This window comes from Arthrobacter sp. LAR12-1-1.1, from assembly GCF_040676555.1.
Lineage (GTDB): Bacteria > Actinomycetota > Actinomycetes > Actinomycetales > Micrococcaceae > Arthrobacter.
In genome coordinates this window covers 446,171-462,995 of record NZ_JBEGIG010000001.1, presented here as the reverse complement: position 1 = coordinate 462,995, position 16,825 = coordinate 446,171, and the positions used below count along the sequence as shown (strand labels likewise).

At 67.5% G+C, this 16,825-nt stretch carries 17 protein-coding genes; 13 read left to right on the top strand and 4 right to left on the bottom strand.

All coding sequences use genetic code 11. From position 1 onward, the window contains the following. Position 1 precedes the first annotated feature (1 nt). The gene (locus tag MRBLAR12_RS02160; protein WP_229994988.1) at positions 2–1,318 is read left to right on the top strand and encodes a M20/M25/M40 family metallo-hydrolase; all 1,317 of its coding nucleotides are present in this window, start codon (positions 2–4) and stop codon (positions 1,316–1,318) included. 14 nt (positions 1,319–1,332) lie between these two features. After that, on the top strand, positions 1,333–2,496 hold the full coding sequence (locus tag MRBLAR12_RS02155) for an acyl-CoA dehydrogenase family protein (RefSeq protein ID WP_364743191.1): 1,164 nt from the start codon (positions 1,333–1,335) through the stop codon (positions 2,494–2,496). 73 nt (positions 2,497–2,569) lie between these two features. On the opposite strand, the gene MRBLAR12_RS02150 is transcribed toward MRBLAR12_RS02155, so the two are convergent. Continuing rightward, positions 2,570–2,803 (bottom strand): DUF5703 family protein, encoded by a 234-nt coding sequence (locus tag MRBLAR12_RS02150; protein WP_018772920.1) that lies wholly within the window; start codon positions 2,801–2,803, stop codon positions 2,570–2,572. A gap of 39 nt (positions 2,804–2,842) precedes the next feature. Here MRBLAR12_RS02150 and MRBLAR12_RS02145 point away from each other — a divergent pair, with 39 nt between their 5' ends. After that, the gene (locus MRBLAR12_RS02145; RefSeq protein WP_229994986.1) at positions 2,843–3,118 is read left to right on the top strand and encodes a hypothetical protein; all 276 of its coding nucleotides are present in this window, start codon (positions 2,843–2,845) and stop codon (positions 3,116–3,118) included. A 59-nt stretch (positions 3,119–3,177) separates the two neighbouring features. On the opposite strand, the gene MRBLAR12_RS02140 is transcribed toward MRBLAR12_RS02145, so the two are convergent. Further along, positions 3,178–4,113 (bottom strand): aldo/keto reductase, encoded by a 936-nt coding sequence (locus tag MRBLAR12_RS02140; RefSeq protein WP_229994985.1) that lies wholly within the window; start codon positions 4,111–4,113, stop codon positions 3,178–3,180. A gap of 52 nt (positions 4,114–4,165) precedes the next feature. On the opposite strand from MRBLAR12_RS02140, the gene MRBLAR12_RS02135 reads away from it, so the two are divergent. Then, positions 4,166–4,999: an undecaprenyl-diphosphate phosphatase gene (locus MRBLAR12_RS02135; protein ID WP_229994984.1), complete on the top strand. Its 834-nt coding sequence runs from the start codon at positions 4,166–4,168 to the stop codon at positions 4,997–4,999. Positions 5,000–5,014: 15 nt separating this feature from the next. Next, positions 5,015–6,295 carry a cysteine--1-D-myo-inosityl 2-amino-2-deoxy-alpha-D-glucopyranoside ligase gene (mshC, locus tag MRBLAR12_RS02130; RefSeq protein ID WP_229994983.1) on the top strand — a complete coding sequence of 427 codons (1,281 nt, stop codon included), beginning with the start codon at positions 5,015–5,017 and terminating at the stop codon, positions 6,293–6,295. Positions 6,296–6,312: 17 nt separating this feature from the next. Here the strand turns inward: mshC and MRBLAR12_RS02125 are convergent, their stop codons facing one another. After that, positions 6,313–6,831: a DUF1269 domain-containing protein gene (locus MRBLAR12_RS02125; RefSeq protein WP_229994982.1), complete on the bottom strand. Its 519-nt coding sequence runs from the start codon at positions 6,829–6,831 to the stop codon at positions 6,313–6,315. A 263-nt stretch (positions 6,832–7,094) separates the two neighbouring features. Continuing rightward, positions 7,095–8,000 carry a PAC2 family protein gene (locus MRBLAR12_RS02120; RefSeq protein WP_229994981.1) on the bottom strand — a complete coding sequence of 302 codons (906 nt, stop codon included), beginning with the start codon at positions 7,998–8,000 and terminating at the stop codon, positions 7,095–7,097. A gap of 164 nt (positions 8,001–8,164) precedes the next feature. On the opposite strand from MRBLAR12_RS02120, the gene MRBLAR12_RS02115 reads away from it, so the two are divergent. From MRBLAR12_RS02115 to prcA, 8 genes are all read left to right on the top strand, one after another. Further along, positions 8,165–8,962 carry an HAD family hydrolase gene (locus tag MRBLAR12_RS02115; protein ID WP_229994980.1) on the top strand — a complete coding sequence of 266 codons (798 nt, stop codon included), beginning with the start codon at positions 8,165–8,167 and terminating at the stop codon, positions 8,960–8,962. Then, positions 8,955–10,142 (top strand): site-2 protease family protein, encoded by a 1,188-nt coding sequence (locus MRBLAR12_RS02110; protein WP_229994979.1) that lies wholly within the window; start codon positions 8,955–8,957, stop codon positions 10,140–10,142. The genes MRBLAR12_RS02115 and MRBLAR12_RS02110 overlap by 8 nt, the downstream gene beginning before the upstream one ends. 101 nt (positions 10,143–10,243) lie before the next feature. Then, entirely contained in the window at positions 10,244–11,338 is a 1,095-nt protein-coding gene (locus MRBLAR12_RS02105) for a tRNA (adenine-N1)-methyltransferase (protein ID WP_229994978.1), read from the top strand. Between the two features lie 84 nt (positions 11,339–11,422). Beyond that, positions 11,423–13,234, top strand: a complete 1,812-nt coding sequence (gene arc, locus MRBLAR12_RS02100; RefSeq protein WP_229994977.1) for a proteasome ATPase — start codon at positions 11,423–11,425, stop codon at positions 13,232–13,234. After that, a complete protein-coding gene (gene dop, locus MRBLAR12_RS02095; RefSeq protein ID WP_414645443.1) occupies positions 13,231–14,904 on the top strand; it encodes a depupylase/deamidase Dop in 1,674 nt (557 codons plus the stop codon). The genes arc and dop overlap by 4 nt, the downstream gene beginning before the upstream one ends. A gap of 90 nt (positions 14,905–14,994) precedes the next feature. Continuing rightward, positions 14,995–15,198 (top strand): ubiquitin-like protein Pup, encoded by a 204-nt coding sequence (locus MRBLAR12_RS02090; RefSeq protein ID WP_090581157.1) that lies wholly within the window; start codon positions 14,995–14,997, stop codon positions 15,196–15,198. Between the two features lie 86 nt (positions 15,199–15,284). Beyond that, complete coding sequence (gene prcB, locus MRBLAR12_RS02085) at positions 15,285–16,115, top strand: proteasome subunit beta (RefSeq protein ID WP_229994976.1); 831 nt, start codon at positions 15,285–15,287, stop codon at positions 16,113–16,115. A gap of 1 nt (position 16,116) precedes the next feature. Next, positions 16,117–16,824: a proteasome subunit alpha gene (gene prcA, locus MRBLAR12_RS02080; protein ID WP_364743181.1), complete on the top strand. Its 708-nt coding sequence runs from the start codon at positions 16,117–16,119 to the stop codon at positions 16,822–16,824. Position 16,825 lies beyond the last annotated feature (1 nt).

Sequence of the window (16,825 nt, the reverse complement as noted above, 5' to 3'; positions counted from 1 at the left end):
AATGACTGACAACCGGACCGAACCCAGGCCCGAGGACGAGGTCGTCAGGATCTGCCAAGAGCTGATCCGCATCGACACATCCAACTACGGTGACGGCTCCGGCCCCGGTGAACGCGCGGCCGCCGAATACACCGCCGGGCTCATGGCGGAAGTCGGGCTGGAGGCCGAAATTTTCGAGGCCGCCCCCGGCCGCGCCAGCGTGGTGACCCGGCTGGCAGGGGAGGACTCCTCGGCCAGCGCCCTGGTGGTCCACGGCCACTTGGACGTCGTCCCGGCCCTCCGCGAGCAGTGGTCCGTTGACCCCTTCGGCGCCGAACTGAAAGACGGCCTGATCTGGGGGCGCGGCGCCGTGGACATGAAGGACATGGACGCCATGATCCTGTCTGTGCTGCGCAACTTCGCCCGCACGGGCCGCAAACCCAAGCGGGACCTCATCTTCGCGTTCTTCGCCGACGAGGAAGCCGGCGGCACCTACGGCGCCCGCTACGCCGTCGACAAGCGGCCCGAACTCTTTGAGGGCGCCACGGAAGCGATCTCCGAGGTCGGCGGCTTTTCCGCCACCATCGGCGGGCAGCGCACCTATCTGCTCCAGACGGCGGAAAAGGGCCTCTCCTGGCTGCGCCTTGTTGCCCATGGCCGCGCAGGCCACGGCTCGCAGATCAACACCGACAACGCCGTGACCCGGCTTGCCGGTGCGGTCTCCCGGATTGGTGCGTACAACTGGCCGATCGAGCTCACACCGACCACCCGGCAGTTCCTCGACGGAGTCACCGAACTCACCGGCGTCGAATTCGATCCGGACGATCCGGACAAGATCCTCAAGGAACTCGGCACGGTGGCCCGCTTTGTCGGCGCCACACTGCAGAACACCACCAATCCCACCCTGCTCAAGGGCGGCTACAAGCACAACGTCATTCCGGAGTCGGCCGAGGCCCTCATCGACTGCCGGACCCTGCCCGGGCAGGAGCAGCAGGTCCTGGAGATCGTGCGGGAGCTTGCCGGCACCGGCGTGGACATCAGCTACGTGCACAACGACGTCTCGCTGGAGGTGCCGTTCGCCGGCAACCTCGTCGATTCGATGATCGATGCCCTGCATTCCGAGGATCCGGGCGCCAAGGTGTTGCCGTACACGCTGTCCGGCGGGACCGACAACAAGTCCCTGAGCCGGCTGGGCATCACCGGCTATGGCTTCGCCCCGTTGATGCTCCCGGACGAACTCGACTTCACTGGCATGTTCCACGGCGTCGACGAACGCGTCCCGGCGGATTCCTTGAAATTTGGGGCGCGGGTGCTCGACACCCTGCTCACCAACTACTGAGCGGACACCCGGCCATGACGCCCGAGGACATCCTTAGCGGGCCGCTGCTGGAACGGATCCGGGGACGCGCCGCCGGCTACGACCGCGACAACGCCTTCTTCCACGAGGACCTTGCCGAGCTGAAGGCGGCCGGCTATCTGAAGATTTTTGTCCCCGCGGCCGACGGCGGCCTCGGACTCAGGCTGGCGGAAGCGGCGCAGCTGCAGCGGCTTCTGGCGACGGCGGCGCCGGCCACCGCACTTGCCGTCAACATGCACCTGGTGTGGACCGGCGTCGCCCAGGTGCTGGCCGCCCGGGGTGACCCCTCGCTGGATTTCATCCTGCAGGAGGCTGCGCAGGGGGAGGTCTTTGCCTTCGGCAATTCGGAGGCCGGTAACGACTCCGTGCTGTTCGATTCCCGCACCGAGGCCGTCCCCCTGCCCGACGGCGGCTACAGCTTCAGCGGCCGCAAGATCTTCACGAGCCTGTCACCGGCGTGGACCCGGCTGGGGATTTTCGGGAAGGACTCCTCCGCCCAGGACGGCGCCGGGGAACTGGTCCACGGATTCATGACCCGGGAAACGCCCGGCTACGAGATTCTGCCGGACTGGGACACGCTCGGCATGCGGGCCAGCCAGTCCAACACGACCCTCCTGGACGGCGCCGTCGTGCCGGCGGAAAGGATCTTCCGGAAACTGCCGGTGGGCCCGAACGCCGACCCCCTGATCTTCGCGATCTTTGCCTGCTTCGAAACCCTGCTCGCCGCGGTCTATACGGGAATCGGCGAACGGGCCCTCACGCTCGGGGTTGAAGCGGTCAAGCGCCGGACGTCATTCAAGAACGGCGGCCGCAGCTACGCCCAGGACCCGGACATCCGCTGGAAGGTGGCAGAGGCGGCGATGGCCATGGATGCGCTCTACCCGCAGCTGTCCCGCGTGGCGGCCGACGTCGACGGACTCGTAGACCACGGCGGCCAGTGGTTCCCCCGGCTCGTGGGCCTCAAGGTCAGGGCCACGGAAACGGCGCGCGCCGTGGTGGATCTCGCCATCCGGGTATCCGGAGGGTCCAGCTACTTCCGCGGCTCCGAGCTGGAGCGGTTGTACCGGGATGTGCTGGCCGGCATGTTCCACCCGTCAGACGACGAGTCGGCGCACAACACTGTGGCGAACGCCTGGCTGGGCCCGCTGGACCCACCCTAAGGCGGCCCCGGGGTCCGCGGCGTTGGTCGCCCCGCTCCCGGCCGATGCCCGTGGTTTCAGCGCCGGGGGAGTCCTAGACGGTGCGCTGGACCTGGATGACTTTCCGGCGCAACCAGAAACGCCGCCCGCCGCCCACGTAGAGGCGGCTGCGTTCCAGTTCCCATTTGCCGTACTCGGAATGCTCCACGAGCCGCCGGCGTGCCTCAGGCAGGGAATCCTCAGGACCGACCGTCAGGACGAGGTACTCGTACTGCTTCACATAGTCCCGTTCCCGCCGGACCGAGCTGCTCAGAAAATGTTCTTTCATTGCTCTCCATTTTCGTCTTTTTCCGACTAACGTGAAGTCATGAGCATCGATCCGCGTGTCGCGCTTCAGTCACTGACCTCTGCATTGGAAGAACACCTGGCGGCGGCTTCCGCCCGCAGAAGTGATGGGGATCCCGCGGTCGAGGCGGCGTTCTTCGCCGTTGCTGACGCCTTTGAAGTCTACGACGACGCCCTGTATGAGGCGTATGGGGAAGTGACGCCCCTGGAAGTGATCGACGGCGACGAAGACGACGATGACGAAGACGACATCGACGACGAAGAGGACCTCGAGATCCTGCAGAACTCAGAGAACTGACAGGCTCAGGGAACGGACAAACCCAGAGAATCAGGTCCTGCGGAACCCCCGGACCGGCCTCAGGCCGGGTCGGACACATCCTCGAGGGCCTGGGCGATCTCCGGCGGAAGCGGCGCGAGGGCCGAATCCAGGATCTCCTTGAGCTGAACCTGCGTCCGGGGGCCGACCACCGCGGTGGCCACCCCTTGCTGGGACAGGAGCCAGCTCAGCGACACATCCAGGGGCGTCCGGCCGAGCCCCTTCGCCGCCATGGCGACGGCTTCCACCACGCTTGACGCCGGCGCCTCGAGATAAGGCTCCACGTACGTGGCGAGCCGCTGGTTGGCGGCACGGGAATCCCCGGGAATGTGCCCGCGGTATTTACCGCTCAGGACGCCGCGTCCGATCGGACCCCAGGCCATCAGGCCGAGCCCGGCGTCCTCGATGGCCGGAATCAGTTCAATCTCCGCGCTGCGCTGCAGGAGCGAGTATTCGGACTGGTTGGCCACGAGGGGAAAGCCCGCAATGGCGGCGGCCTTGGCTGTCTGCCAGCCGTTGAAATTGGAGACGCCGGCGTAACGTGCCCGGCCGGACCGCACGGCGTGGTCCAGCGCGGACAGGGTCTCCTCCAGCGGCACATTTGAATCCCAGGCGTGCGCGAACCAGAGATCCACATAGTCGGTGCCCAGCCGGGCAAGGCTCGCGTCAAGCCCGGAGAGCATGCCGTTGCGGGACGTGTCGACGCTGCGGCGCCCGTCCGCCGTCGTCAGTCCGGCCTTCGTGGAGATCACCACTTCGGAACGGGCGACGACGTCGCCCAGCATTCCGCCGAGCATCGCCTCGGCCTGCCCGTCGGCGTAGGATGCCGCGGTGTCGATCAGGGTTCCGCCGGCATCGACGAAGGACCGCACCAGGGCGGCCGCATCCTGTTCCTCGGTTTCCCGGGCCCAGGACATGGTGCCAAGGGATAGGGCGGACACGCGCAACCCACTGTTGCCGACATAACGCTGCTGCATGCCAGCAAGCTTACGGGGATTCGCCCTGCTTCATAACGTAGGGTCTATAAACGTGAACTGGATACAAGCGGCTCTGCTGGGCCTGGTACAGGGGCTGACCGAGTTCCTCCCGATTTCCTCGAGCGCCCATCTGCGGATTGTCGGCGCCTTCCTGCCGGAGGCGTCAGACCCCGGCGCGGCCTTTACGGCCATCACCCAGCTGGGCACCGAGACGGCTGTAATTGTCTATTTCTGGCGCGACATCCTGCGGATCATCCGCGCGTGGTCCGCTTCGCTGACCGGCAAAGCGTCCCGGCATGACCCGGATGCGCGCATGGGCTGGCTGGTGATCCTGGGTAGCGTCCCGATCATCGTCCTCGGCCTGTTGTTCCAGGACCAGATCGAGTCGGTGCTCCGCAGCCTATGGGGCGTCGCGACCATGCTGATTGTGTTCGGCATGGTCCTCGCGGTGGCCGACACCATCGGCCGGCAGAACCGCGAACTGACGCAGCTGACCTACAAACATGGCCTATATTACGGACTCGCGCAGGCCCTGGCCCTGTTCCCTGGCGTGTCCCGCTCCGGCGGCACCATCAGCGCCGGGCTCCTGATGGGCTACACCCGTGAGGCGGCGGCCCGGTATTCGTTCCTGCTGGCCATCCCCGCCGTGTTCGGCAGCGGCCTGTACCAGCTGTACAAGGTGGTTTCCAAGGAAGGCATCACCGGCCCGTACGGGCTCGCGGAAACGGCCCTGGCCACCGTGATCGCCTTCATTGTGGGCTACGTCATCATTGGCTGGTTCCTGAAGTACGTCTCCACCCGCGGCTACCGGCTCTTTGTCTGGTACCGGATCCTCCTGGGTATGTCCCTGTTCCTGCTGCTCGGTTTCAATGTCATCAGCGCCTAGCACTAGGCTTGGGCTGTGAAATCCTGGATCTCCCGCCCTGTTGCCCAGCTCCCCGGCAGCATGCCCGCCGTGCGCCTCTTCGACACCGCCAAGGGCGGAATCGTCACCCTGGAGGCCACCGGTGAGCAGTCCATGTATGTCTGCGGCATCACCCCCTATGACGCCACGCACATGGGCCACGCGGCCAGCTATGTCGCCTTCGACCTCCTGAACCGCGCGTGGCGGGACGGCCGCCAGCACGTCGCCTACGTCCAGAACGTGACCGACGTCGACGATCCCCTCCTGGAGCGCGCGACGGCCACCGGCGTCGACTGGCGCGAACTCGCCGCGAGCCAGATCGAGCTTTTCCAGACCGACATGGAGGCCCTGAACGTCCTCGCCCCGGATCACTACATCGGTGCCGTCGAGGCCGTTCCCCTGATCGTTCCCGCCATCGAGCGCCTCCTGCACAGCGGGCTCGCGTACCGCGTCCCCGGCACCGGCGGCGAGCCCGACGGCGACGTGTACTACGACGTCGAAGCCGCCGGGAAACACTCGGCCGACGCCGTCGACGCCTGGACCCTGGGATCGATTTCCGGCCTCTCCGACGCCGAAATGCTGGAACTCTTCGCCGAACGCGGCGGAGACCCGGGCCGGGCCGGGAAGCGCCAGGCGCTGGACCCGCTGCTTTGGCGGGTTGCCCGCGAGGGCGAGCCCCGCTGGCCCGGCGGCGAGCTGGGGGAGGGCCGGCCCGGCTGGCACGTCGAATGCACCGTAATCGCCCAGGAGTACCTACCCAAGCCGTTTACCGTCCAAGGCGGCGGCTCGGACCTCGTCTTCCCGCACCACGAAATGGGTGCCGGCCACGCGTACTCGCTGGCCGGCGTGCCGCTGGCCCGCCACTTCGCGCACGCAGGCATGGTGGGCCTCGACGGGGAAAAGATGAGCAAGTCCAAGGGCAACCTGGTCCTGGTCTCCAGGCTCCGCGCCGACGGGGAAGAGCCGGCCGCAATCCGCCTGGCGATCCTGGCCCACCACTACCGCACGGACTGGTCCTGGACCGTCGACGGGTTCGCCGAAGCCAAAGACCGGCTCCGCACCTGGCGCGAGGCCCTCGCCGTGGCTCCCCACGGCTCCGCCGCGGCCCTGATCGGCCGGATGCGGACCGAACTCGCCAACGACCTCAACGCGCCCGGCGCCCTCGCCGCCGTCGACGTCTGGGCCAAGTCCGCCCTGGAATCCCCGGGGACCGCCGCGGCCACGGACGCCGCGCTGGTGAACGACGCCGTCAACGCCCTGCTCGGCGTCGAGCTCTAACCCGCCGCCTCGGCCGATCAGGACGAAGCGGCGTCGATGATCTTCTGGTCACCCTCGTTGATGGCCTTGACCACGGCGTCGTAGTCACCACTTTCGACAGCCTTGCTGACCCTCTTGGTGGCCTTGTCGATCGCCTTGTCGACTCGGTCGAGGTAGAGGTCGTCGACGAGGGCCACGATCGCCGAGGAGCCCGGCGGCAGCCACTCGTCCGCGTTGACGCCGATGGCCTTCTCCTCGTGCCGCTTCCTGATGGCGCCAACACCTGCGCCGATTCCGGCACCGATCACGCCGGACAGCAGGAGCGGCGGAGCGAACAGACCGACCACCAGCCCGCCGATGGCGCCGGCCGTAGTGCCGCCGGCGACCAGTCCGCCCCCGTGCTCCTTGACCTCGGTCTTGCCCGAAGCGTCACGCGACAGGACCACCGCAGCAGCCACGGCCGCGTCGTCCATGCTTTTGATCGCCTTGAAATCCTCTGCCGCCGAGTCCTCGTCGGCGTACGAGGACACGAACAAGGTGTAGTTGTGCTCTGACATGGTGTGACCTCCACTGGGTTCTGGCCGGCGTAACGGCCACTCCGCTTCTTCCTCGACGCTGCCGGTCCCGAGGGTGTCGGACAGAACCGAATCCCGAGCGGGGGGGAGGCCTGCCCGGCCCAGGCCGGGACGGTACCCCAACCGGTAGCGCAGGTCCCACTCTTGCCCCGACAGGCGCCCACCGGCAGGGTCATAAGACTCTGGCCCGGGGAAGAACCCTTGGAAGGGTCCGTGGATTCCGCAGATAAGAAGGCAGGTACGGCCTAGGGCTTGTCCTTGCCCCGGCGCTTAAGGTAGCGCTCGAACTCGCGGGCGATCGATTCGCCGCTGGCCTCCGGGAGGTCGGCGGTGTCCTTGGCCTCCTCCAGCTGGCGGACATACGCCGCAATTTCGGGATCCTCGGTGGCGAGTTCGTCCACGCCGCGCTCCCACGCGTCGGCCTCCTCCACCAGTTCCGTGGTGTCCAGGGGGACCTGGACCAGCTCCTCGATCCGGTGCAGCAGGGCCAGCTGAGCTTTCGGTGACGGCGCCTGGGCCACATAATGCGGCACGGCCGCCCAGAGCGAGACCGTCGGGAGCCCGGCCAGCAACGCCACCTCGCCGAGCACGCCGACAATCCCCACCGGCCCCTCGTACTGCGAGGCCTCCAAGTCCATCCGCTCACGCAGTGCGGCGTCGTCCGTCGAAGTGCTGACCGGAATCGGGCGGCTGTGCGGCACGTCAGCCAGCAGCGCACCGACCAGGATGACGTAGTCCACATGCAGGGCCTCGGCATGCACCAGCAGCTCCGCCGTGTAGGCACGCCACTTGTAGGAGGGCTCGGTGCCCTGGACGAAGATGACGTCCACGTTCGAGTCGGGGACGCTGGCCTTGAAGATGCGAGTGGAGGGCCACTTGATCTTCCGCTCACCGGCCGCCGTCCGGCGGATCGTGGGCCGGGTGAACTGGAAGTCGTAGTACTCGTCCGCGTCGATCGCAGCGACCTTCTTGCCGCCCCAGAGCTTGTTCAGATAGCGCAGGGCATCGCTGGCGGCTTCCCCGGCGTCGTTCCAGCCTTCAAAGGCCGCCAGCATGACGGTGATCCGCCGGCCCTCGGGGACGGGCTGCAGCAGCCGCTCCGGCTCGGAGACGGCGCCTGGTTCGGTGGGGTCTGCCTCGAAGCTGTTCATGCCATCACCCTACGTCCAAGACCCCGCCCCGCGCAGGCAATACGGCACTGAGCGTGCCCCATTTCCGCCCAATTTCCGCCCGGAATCCCGCGGCCGGGAAGTCGGAATTCGCCGTAGGCGTAGCGCGGGCACCCGGCCGCGGGCTTCCCCGTAGACTGGAAGGCATGCAATCCTCAGCGTCCCGGCCCCTCCTTAAAGCAGCGCTCTGGGACATGGATGGCACCATTGTCGACACCGAGCCCTACTGGATCGAAGCCGAACGCGCGCTCGTTGAAGCCCACGGCGGACAATGGTCCCAGGACCAGGCCATGCAGCTCGTGGGACAGTCCCTGACGTTTTCCGCGGGCATCCTGCAGGAAGCCGGCGTGGCGATGGAACGGCGCGACATCATCGACACCCTCACCGGCCATGTGGTCAGCCAGGTCCGGAACTGCGTTCCTTGGCGCCCCGGCGCCCGCGAACTGCTCGACGAACTGTACAACGCCGGCGTCCGCTGCGCCCTCGTCACCATGTCCGAAGCCCCGCTGGCCCGGGAGATCGTTGCGAGCCTGCCGGAGCCCTACTTCGAGTTCCTCGTCACGGGGGACACGGTCACGCAGGGGAAGCCGCACCCGGAAGCGTACCTGACGGCCGTTGAGCTCCTGCAGCAGCAGGACCCCGAGCTCGGCCTGCACCACTGCGTGGCCCTGGAAGATTCCGTGCCGGGTGTCGCCGCCGCCGTGGCCTCCGGGGTCGTCACGGTCGCCATCCCGCACATCCTGCCCCTCCCGGACGATCCCCGCCGCGCCACCTGGGACACCCTTGAAGGCCGCACGGTTGCGGACCTGGAAGAGCTCGTGGCCCTGCGGCACGAATTCCCGGACGCCACCTTCGGGGGCGCGGCGGACTCAGCCGCTCTCTCGCCGCCCCACTCGACCGCCGCCCTGGCCGGCACCTCGACCGGGAGCCGTCCCCGTGGCTGACACCGGTGGCCACGGACAGCCCGGCAAGAACCCGGCAAGCCGCCGTGAGGGGATCCCGCTGGGCCGCATCGCCGGCATTCCGGTTTTTCTGGCGTATTCCTGGTTCATCATCGCGGCCTTCACGGTGATCGCGTACGGGCCGGTCCTGCAGAGCAACAATCCGCGCCTCGGCGTCACCGCCTTCTTCGTCGCCTTCGCCTACGCGCTGCTGCTCCTGATCTCCGTGCTGGCCCACGAACTCGCGCACGCGCTGACCGCCAAGATTTTCCACTGGCCCACGGAGAAAATTGTCCTCAACCTCTGGGGCGGCCACACCCAGTTCCAGAGCTTCACTGCCTCACCCGGCCGCTCCGTCCTGGTGGCGATGGCAGGCCCGGCGGCGAACTTCGCCCTTGCCGGCGCCGGCTGGCTCCCGCTCGCGTACGGGAACCTGAGCGGCGTGGCCGACATCCTGGCCAACATCTTCGTCTGGGCCAACCTGCTGATCGGCATCTTCAACGTGCTTCCCGGCCTTCCGCTGGACGGGGGCCGGCTGGTCGAATCCGCCGTCTGGAAAGCCACCGGCAGCCAGGAAAAGGGCACCATTGCCGCCGGTTGGGCCGGCCGGATCATCGTGATCGGCCTGGCCCTGTGGTTCATTGTCCTGCCCCTGCTCAGCGGCGCACGGCCGGATATTTCCTTCACCCTCATCACCGCCCTGGTGGGCAGCTTCCTGTGGATGGGGGCGTCGGCGTCGATCCAGCAGGCCCGCCTGCGGAGCCGGCTGTACCTTGTCGATGCCGCGGCCCTCGCCGAACCCGCCGTCGGCCTCCCTGAAACCGCCACGGTCGCAGACCTCCAGGACCGGGCGCCGGCAGGAAAGCCCGCCGTGGTGCTGTGCGACCGGGACGGCCGCCCCGTGGGCATCGTGGACGCCGCAGCGGCCGCCACCGTGCCTGCCGACCTGGCCGCAGCGACCGCCCTGACCGCGGTCTCCTACCCCCTTGGCGCCGGCGCCTATGTCCCCGAATGGTCCAAAGGCCAGGAACTGGTCCAGTACCTGGCCCAGATCGAAGGCCAGGACTACGCGGTGGTGGACCGAGAGGGCGCCGTCACCGGGCTGCTGCGCCAGTCCGCCGTCCTGCGTGCCATCACAGGCAAGTACCGGAACGAACGCCAGAACCAGGGACAGAACCGGTAGAGTTACTGGGCGGTCGTGATTTTCCGGCCCCCACGCGCAAGGACCGGTGGCCGCCGGCATGTCTGCGGCCACACAGCTTTACAGGAGCGAGGAACATCTTCATGAGCAGCGACACTGCCGCCAACGCCGCCGCCGGCATCAACACTGCCGCAGGCACTAAGACCGCCGCAGGTGAAACCACCGCCGCCACCACCGCGAACGGTGCGACCGGCGCGGCGCGCCGCCGCGGACCGTTCCGCGAAGGCGAGCGGGTCCAGCTCACGGACGAACGCGGCCGCATGAACACGATCACGCTCGAGGTCGGCGGGGCATTCCACACCCACCGGGGATTCCTGAACCATGATGAGATCATCGGCAAGCCTGACGGCTCGGTGGTCGTCAACAACGTCGGACAGCAGTACCAGACCCTGCGCCCGCTGCTCTCGGACTTCGTGCTCTCGATGCCGCGCGGCGCAGCCGTGGTCTACCCCAAGGACGCCGGCCAGATCGTGACCATGGCGGACATCTTCCCCGGCGCGCGCGTTGTTGAAGCCGGCGTCGGCTCGGGCGCCCTGTCCATCTCCCTGCTGCGCGCGGTGGGGGACAACGGCTACCTGCATTCCTTTGAACGCCGCCAGGAGTTCGCGGACATCGCCCGCGGCAACGTCGAGACCATCTTCGGCGGCCCGCACCCGGCCTGGAAGATCTCACTCGGCGACTTCCAGGAGGAAGTGGTGCGCACCGAGGAACCCGGCTCCGTGGACCGCGTGGTCCTGGACATGCTCGCCCCGTGGGAATGCCTCGACGCCGTCGCCACGGTCCTGGCACCCGGGGGAGTGTGGATCAATTATGTCGCGACTGTGACGCAGCTTTCGCGGACAGCCGAAGCCATCCGCGCGGACGGAAGGTTCACCGAACCCGACGCGTGGGAATCCATGGTCCGCGGCTGGCATCTCGAGGGCCTGGCCGTGCGCCCGGACCACCGCATGGTCGCCCACACGGGCTTCCTGCTGGTAACCCGCCGCCTCGCCGACGGTGTCACGGGAATTTCGGTGAAACGCCGCCCCTCCAAGACCGACTTTAACGAAGAAGACGTCAACGCCTGGACCCCGGGCGCCGTCGGCGAGCGGGCGGTCTCGGACAAGAAGCTGCGCCGCGCCGCCCGTGACGCAATCGCCGGAACAAATGTCGTCGACGCCCCGGAGATAACGAACTAGGCAGCATATTTCGGATGTCTCCAGCGGCACCCGCCTTCTTAGGGCTATGGTCTTAACAGAAGAGCAGGAAGGGGCTGATGCACGATGGAGACTCCGAATACTGACCCGGGCCGCACACCGGCCGAGGGCGCAGCGGATGCTGCCGCACGCACGGACGCGGCCCGGCCCGCAGCCGGCGAGGGTGAACGGTACGCCGCCAGTGAACTGTCAGTCGCAGAGCGGCAGGTCAACATCCTCCGGGACAAGCTCCGCCACATTGACCGTCAGCTTGCTGCCGCCACGCAGAACAACTCCAAGCTGGTCAGCATGCTGGAAACGGCCAAGGCCGAGATCCTGCGGCTGAAGAACGCCCTCGACCAGGAGGGACAGCCGCCGTACAGCTTCGGCACAATCCTCCAACTCAACCCGAAGCGACAGCCGACGGCCGGGAACAGCGGCCAGGCGGCCACGGAAGAATCCGTGGATATCTTCAACGCCGGCCGCAAGATGCGGGTGGGGATCAGCCCGCTGGTCAACATCAGCCAACTGGCCGTCGGGCAGGAAGTCCTGCTTAACGAAGCCCTCATGGTGGTCGCCGGGCTAGGCTACGAACGGGCCGGTGACCTTGTCACGCTGAAGGAAATGCTGGGGCCGGACCGCGCCCTGGTAGTGGGCCGCGCCGACGAGGAGCGGGTCATCCGGCTCTCCGGTGCCCTGCTCGCCCAGCGGCTCCGGGTCGGCGACGCACTGTCGATCGATTCACGCACCGGTTACGCGCTGGAAAAAATCCCGCGCTCTGAGGTGGAGAACCTCGTGCTCGAGGAAGTCCCGGACATCACCTACCAGGACATCGGCGGCCTGGGTCCGCAGATCGAACAGATCCGCGACGCCGTCGAACTGCCGTTCCTGCATCCGGACCTGTACCGGGAGCACGGGCTGAAGGCGCCCAAAGGCATCCTGCTGTACGGCCCGCCCGGCTGCGGCAAGACCCTGATCGCCAAAGCCGTGGCCAACTCGTTGGCCGCGCGCGCCGCCGAGCGCGCCGGCAAGACGGACATGAAGAGCTATTTCCTGAACATCAAGGGACCCGAGCTGCTCGACAAGTACGTCGGCGAGACCGAACGGCACATCCGCCTGATCTTCGCGCGCGCCCGGGAGAAGGCCTCCGAAGGCAGCCCGGTGGTGGTGTTCTTCGATGAAATGGATTCCCTGTTCCGCACCCGCGGCACGGGCATTTCCTCCGACGTCGAAACGACCATCGTCCCGCAGCTCCTCAGCGAGATCGACGGCGTCGAACGGCTGGACAACGTGATCGTGATCGGCGCCTCCAACCGGGAAGACATGATCGATCCGGCGATCCTGCGCCCGGGCCGCCTGGACGTCAAGGTCAAGATCCAGCGACCCGACGCCGAGGCCGCGGCCGACATCTTCAACAAGTACATCACCACGGACCTGCCTTTCCACGAGACCGACCTCGCCGAGCACAACGGCGACGTGCAGGCGACAGTGGACGCCATGGTGCAGCGGACCGTCGAGGCCATGTACTCCACCGAGAAGTCCAACGAATATCTCGAGGTCACGTACGCCAATGGCGACACCGAAATGCTCTACTTCAAGGACTTCAATTCCGGCGCCGTGGTGCAGAACGTCGTGGACCGGGCCAAGAAGTACGCCATCAAGGACCTGTTGACCATCGGGCAGAAGGGCCTGCGGATCGACCACCTGCTCCGGGCGGTCGTGGACGAGTTCCGTGAACACGAGGACATGCCCAACACCACCAACCCGGACGACTGGGCACGGATCTCCGGCAAGAAGGGCGAGCGCATCACGTATATCCGCACCATCGTCCAGGGCAAGGCCGGCCAGGAGCCCGGGAAGTCCATCGAGACGATGCCCAGCACAGGGCAGTACCTGTGACGGCTGTTGTCCCCGGCAAGCCTGCCGACACTGCGGGCGGGCTGCCGGTCGGCGGGGCGATGAGAGTGATGGGCTCGGAGACCGAATACGGCATCCACGCGCCCTCGGCCCCCGGAGCCAACGCCACGATGATGTCAGCCCGGGTCATCCAGGCATACGCCCAGGTAACGCGGCAACGCGCCGCCGGCGGCGCCGAAACGCGGTGGGACTACACCGATGAGGAGCCGCTGCACGACGCCCGCGGCTGGACCCTCGAGCGCGGCAGCGCGGATCCGGAACAGCTGACCGACCAGCCTCCTGTCCTCGACGCCGAGGCGATCGCCCTCGCATACGGCCGGCAGGAACTCGAGGCAGACGGCGAGGACGAGTCCGGCACGCTGCTCATGAACATGGTCCTGGGCAACGGCGCACGGCTGTACGTGGACCACGCCCATCCGGAGTATTCCAGCCCCGAGGTGACCAACCCCCGCGCCGCCGTCACGTGGGACGCCGCCGGCGACCTCGTGGCGTTGGCCGCCGTCCGGCGCCTCGCCGCCGATCCCGACCTGCCGCCGGTCAATCTGTACAAGAACAACACAGACAACAAGTCCGTCTCCTACGGCTCGCACGAGAACTACCTGATGCCCCGCTCGGTGCCGTTCGGCGAGATCGTGCGCGGCCTCACGCCGTTTTTCGTCACCCGGCAGATCATTTGCGGTGCCGGACGGGTGGGCCTCGGGCAGGACAGCGCCCGGTCCGGCTACCAGATCAGCCAGCGCGCTGACTTCTTCGAAACCGAAGTGGGCCTGGAAACCACCATCCGCCGCCCCATCATCAACACCCGGGACGAGCCCCACGCCACGGCGGACAAATACCGCAGGCTGCATGTCATCATTGGCGACGCCAACCTCAGCCAGGCGTCCAACTTCCTCAAGTTCGGCACCACCGCCATGGTCCTGAGCCTGATCGAAGCCGGGCTGGCGCCGCGGATTGAAATCCACGAGCCCGTCGCCGCGCTGCAGGCCGTCAGCCACGACACCTCGCTCACCGCGCTGCTGCGCCTGGGCGACGGCCGACGGATCACCGCCCTGGACCTGCAGTGGATCTACTTGGAGGCCGCTTCGAAGCATGCGCAGGACACCGGCGTCGCGGACGCGGTGGACGGTGACGGCCACACCCACGAGGTCCTGGAACGGTGGTCCGCCACGTTGAGCGAACTCGGCGGCGACCGGGCGGCGGCCGCGTCCTCGGTGGAGTGGCTCGCCAAGCTGTCCCTGCTGGAGGGCTACCGGCAGCGGGACGGCCTGGGCTGGGACAGCGCGCGGCTGGGCCTCGTGGACCTGCAGTGGGCCGACATCCGCCCCGAAAAAGGGCTGTACTACCGGCTCCTGGCCCGCGACCGGATGCAGCGGATCGTGGACGACGCCGCGATCGCCCGCGCGGTAACCGAACCGCCGTCGGACACGCGGGCCTACTTCCGCGGACGCTGCGTCAGCCGGTTCGGCGCAGACCTCGCGGGGGCCAGCTGGGACTCGGTGATCTTCGATGTCCCCGGCCGCGGCAGGCTCCAGCGGGTCCCTACCCGCGAGCCGCTGCGCGGAACCGAAGCTCTCACAGGCGGCCTGTTTGCCCGGCACCGGGAGGCCGCAACGTTCCTGGCGGAACTGCTGGGACTCAGCCCCGGTTCCTAGGAACAAAGCCCCCCGCGGGCGCCCCGGGCGTGGCACTATTGCTACAGGATGTCCCTTAGGAGAAAAGGGACGGACATGAAGGAGAGAACAATGGCAGGCCAGGAGCAGCAGCAGCCGCAGTCGCGGGACACCGAGGTTGACGAGGACGTCCCCGCCGCGCCGCCGGCCCCAGGGGACGCCCAGGCGTCGGCAGCCACCCAGGGCGTCGACGATCTCCTCGACGAGATCGACGGCGTGCTGGAGTCCAACGCCGAGGAATTCGTCCGCGCCTTCGTCCAAAAGGGCGGCCAGTAGGAGCGCCGCCGGCCGCCGGATGAGGGCGGCGGGAGGGGCTAAGGGCCGGAAGAGTCGTTGATCCACCACGTTGAGGGAGAGCGTTAGTGCAGGAAACAACAGCCAACCGAGTAGCAGCCAACGCGACGTCCTCATTCACCGAGCATCTGCAGCGCGAACGGCCCGACTTAATGCCCTTCGGCCAAGTGCCTTTCAACCAGCTGCCCGCGGCCCATTCGGCGGCACCGCTGCAGGCCCCGCACGGGACCACGATCGTGGCGATGACCTACGCCGGGGGAGTGTTGATGGCCGGGGACCGCCGCGCCACCATGGGCAACGTGATCGCGAGCCGGCACATTGAGAAGGTCTTCCCCGCCGACCAGTACTCCGTGCTGGGCATCGCCGGAACCGCCGGAATCGCATTGGACATCACCCGGCTGTTCCAGGTTGAACTCGAACACTACGAGAAAATCGAGGGCACGCTCCTCAGCCTGGACGGCAAGGCGAACCGGCTCGGCGCCATGGTGCGCGGCAACCTGCCCATGGCCATGCAGGGCCTCGCCGTCGTCCCCTTGTTCGCGGGATTCGACCGGCCCGCAGGCTTCGGCCGGCTCTTCTCCTACGACGTCACGGGCGGCCGCTACGAGGAGCAGGAGCACCATGCGGTGGGATCCGGTTCGATGTTCGCCCGCGGCGCGCTGAAAAAACTGTGGCGGCCCGGCCTCTCGGAGCAGGATGCTGTGGCGGTCGCCGTCGAGGCTCTGTACGACGCCGCCGACGACGACTCCGCCACGGGCGGCCCGGACCCGGTCCGGCAATTGTGGCCAGTGGTGTACATCGTGAACCGAACCGGCGCCGTCCGGGTCCCGGACCGCGATCTGGCCGCCGTGGCGGTTCGCGTCATCGAGTCCCGGACCGTCGCCCAGCGGGAGGCCTGAGATGACCCAGCAGTTCTACGTATCCCCCGAACAGCTCATGAAGGACCGTGCGGATTTCGCACGGAAGGGCATCGCCCGCGGACGCTCGGTGGTCGTCATCAGTTGCCGGGACGGGATTGCCCTCGTGGCGGAGAACCCGTCCCCGTCACTGCACAAGATCGGCGAGATCTACGACAAAATCGCGTTTGCGGCGGTCGGGAAGTACAACGAATTCGAGAGCCTGCGCCAAGCCGGGGTGCGGTACGCCGATGTCCGCGGCTACTCCTACGACCGCGAGGACGTCACGGCCCGCGGCCTCGCGAGCGTGTACGCGCAGAGCCTCGGCGCGGTGTTTACCGCAGAACAGAAACCTTTCGAGGTGGAACTGGCCGTGGCCGAAGTCGCTCAAACCCAAGAGGCGGACCATCTGTACCGGCTGACCTTTGACGGGTCCATTGCCGATGAGCACGGCTTCATCGTGATGGGCGGGCAGGCGGACAAGGTTTCCGAAGCTGTCGCGGCGGGCTGGCAGGGCGAACTCGACTTCGCGGGAGCCATCCGGCTGGCCCTCGCAGGACTCGTGGCAGACAAGGAAACCACCACCCTGCCGGTATCCGCACTGGAAGTTGCGGTACTGGACCGGGGGTCGGAAAGCGGCCGCGGCACCCGCCGGGCGTTCCGCCGGCTCGAGGACCCGGACATCGTGGCATTGCTGGCTGAGGAGAAGTGAG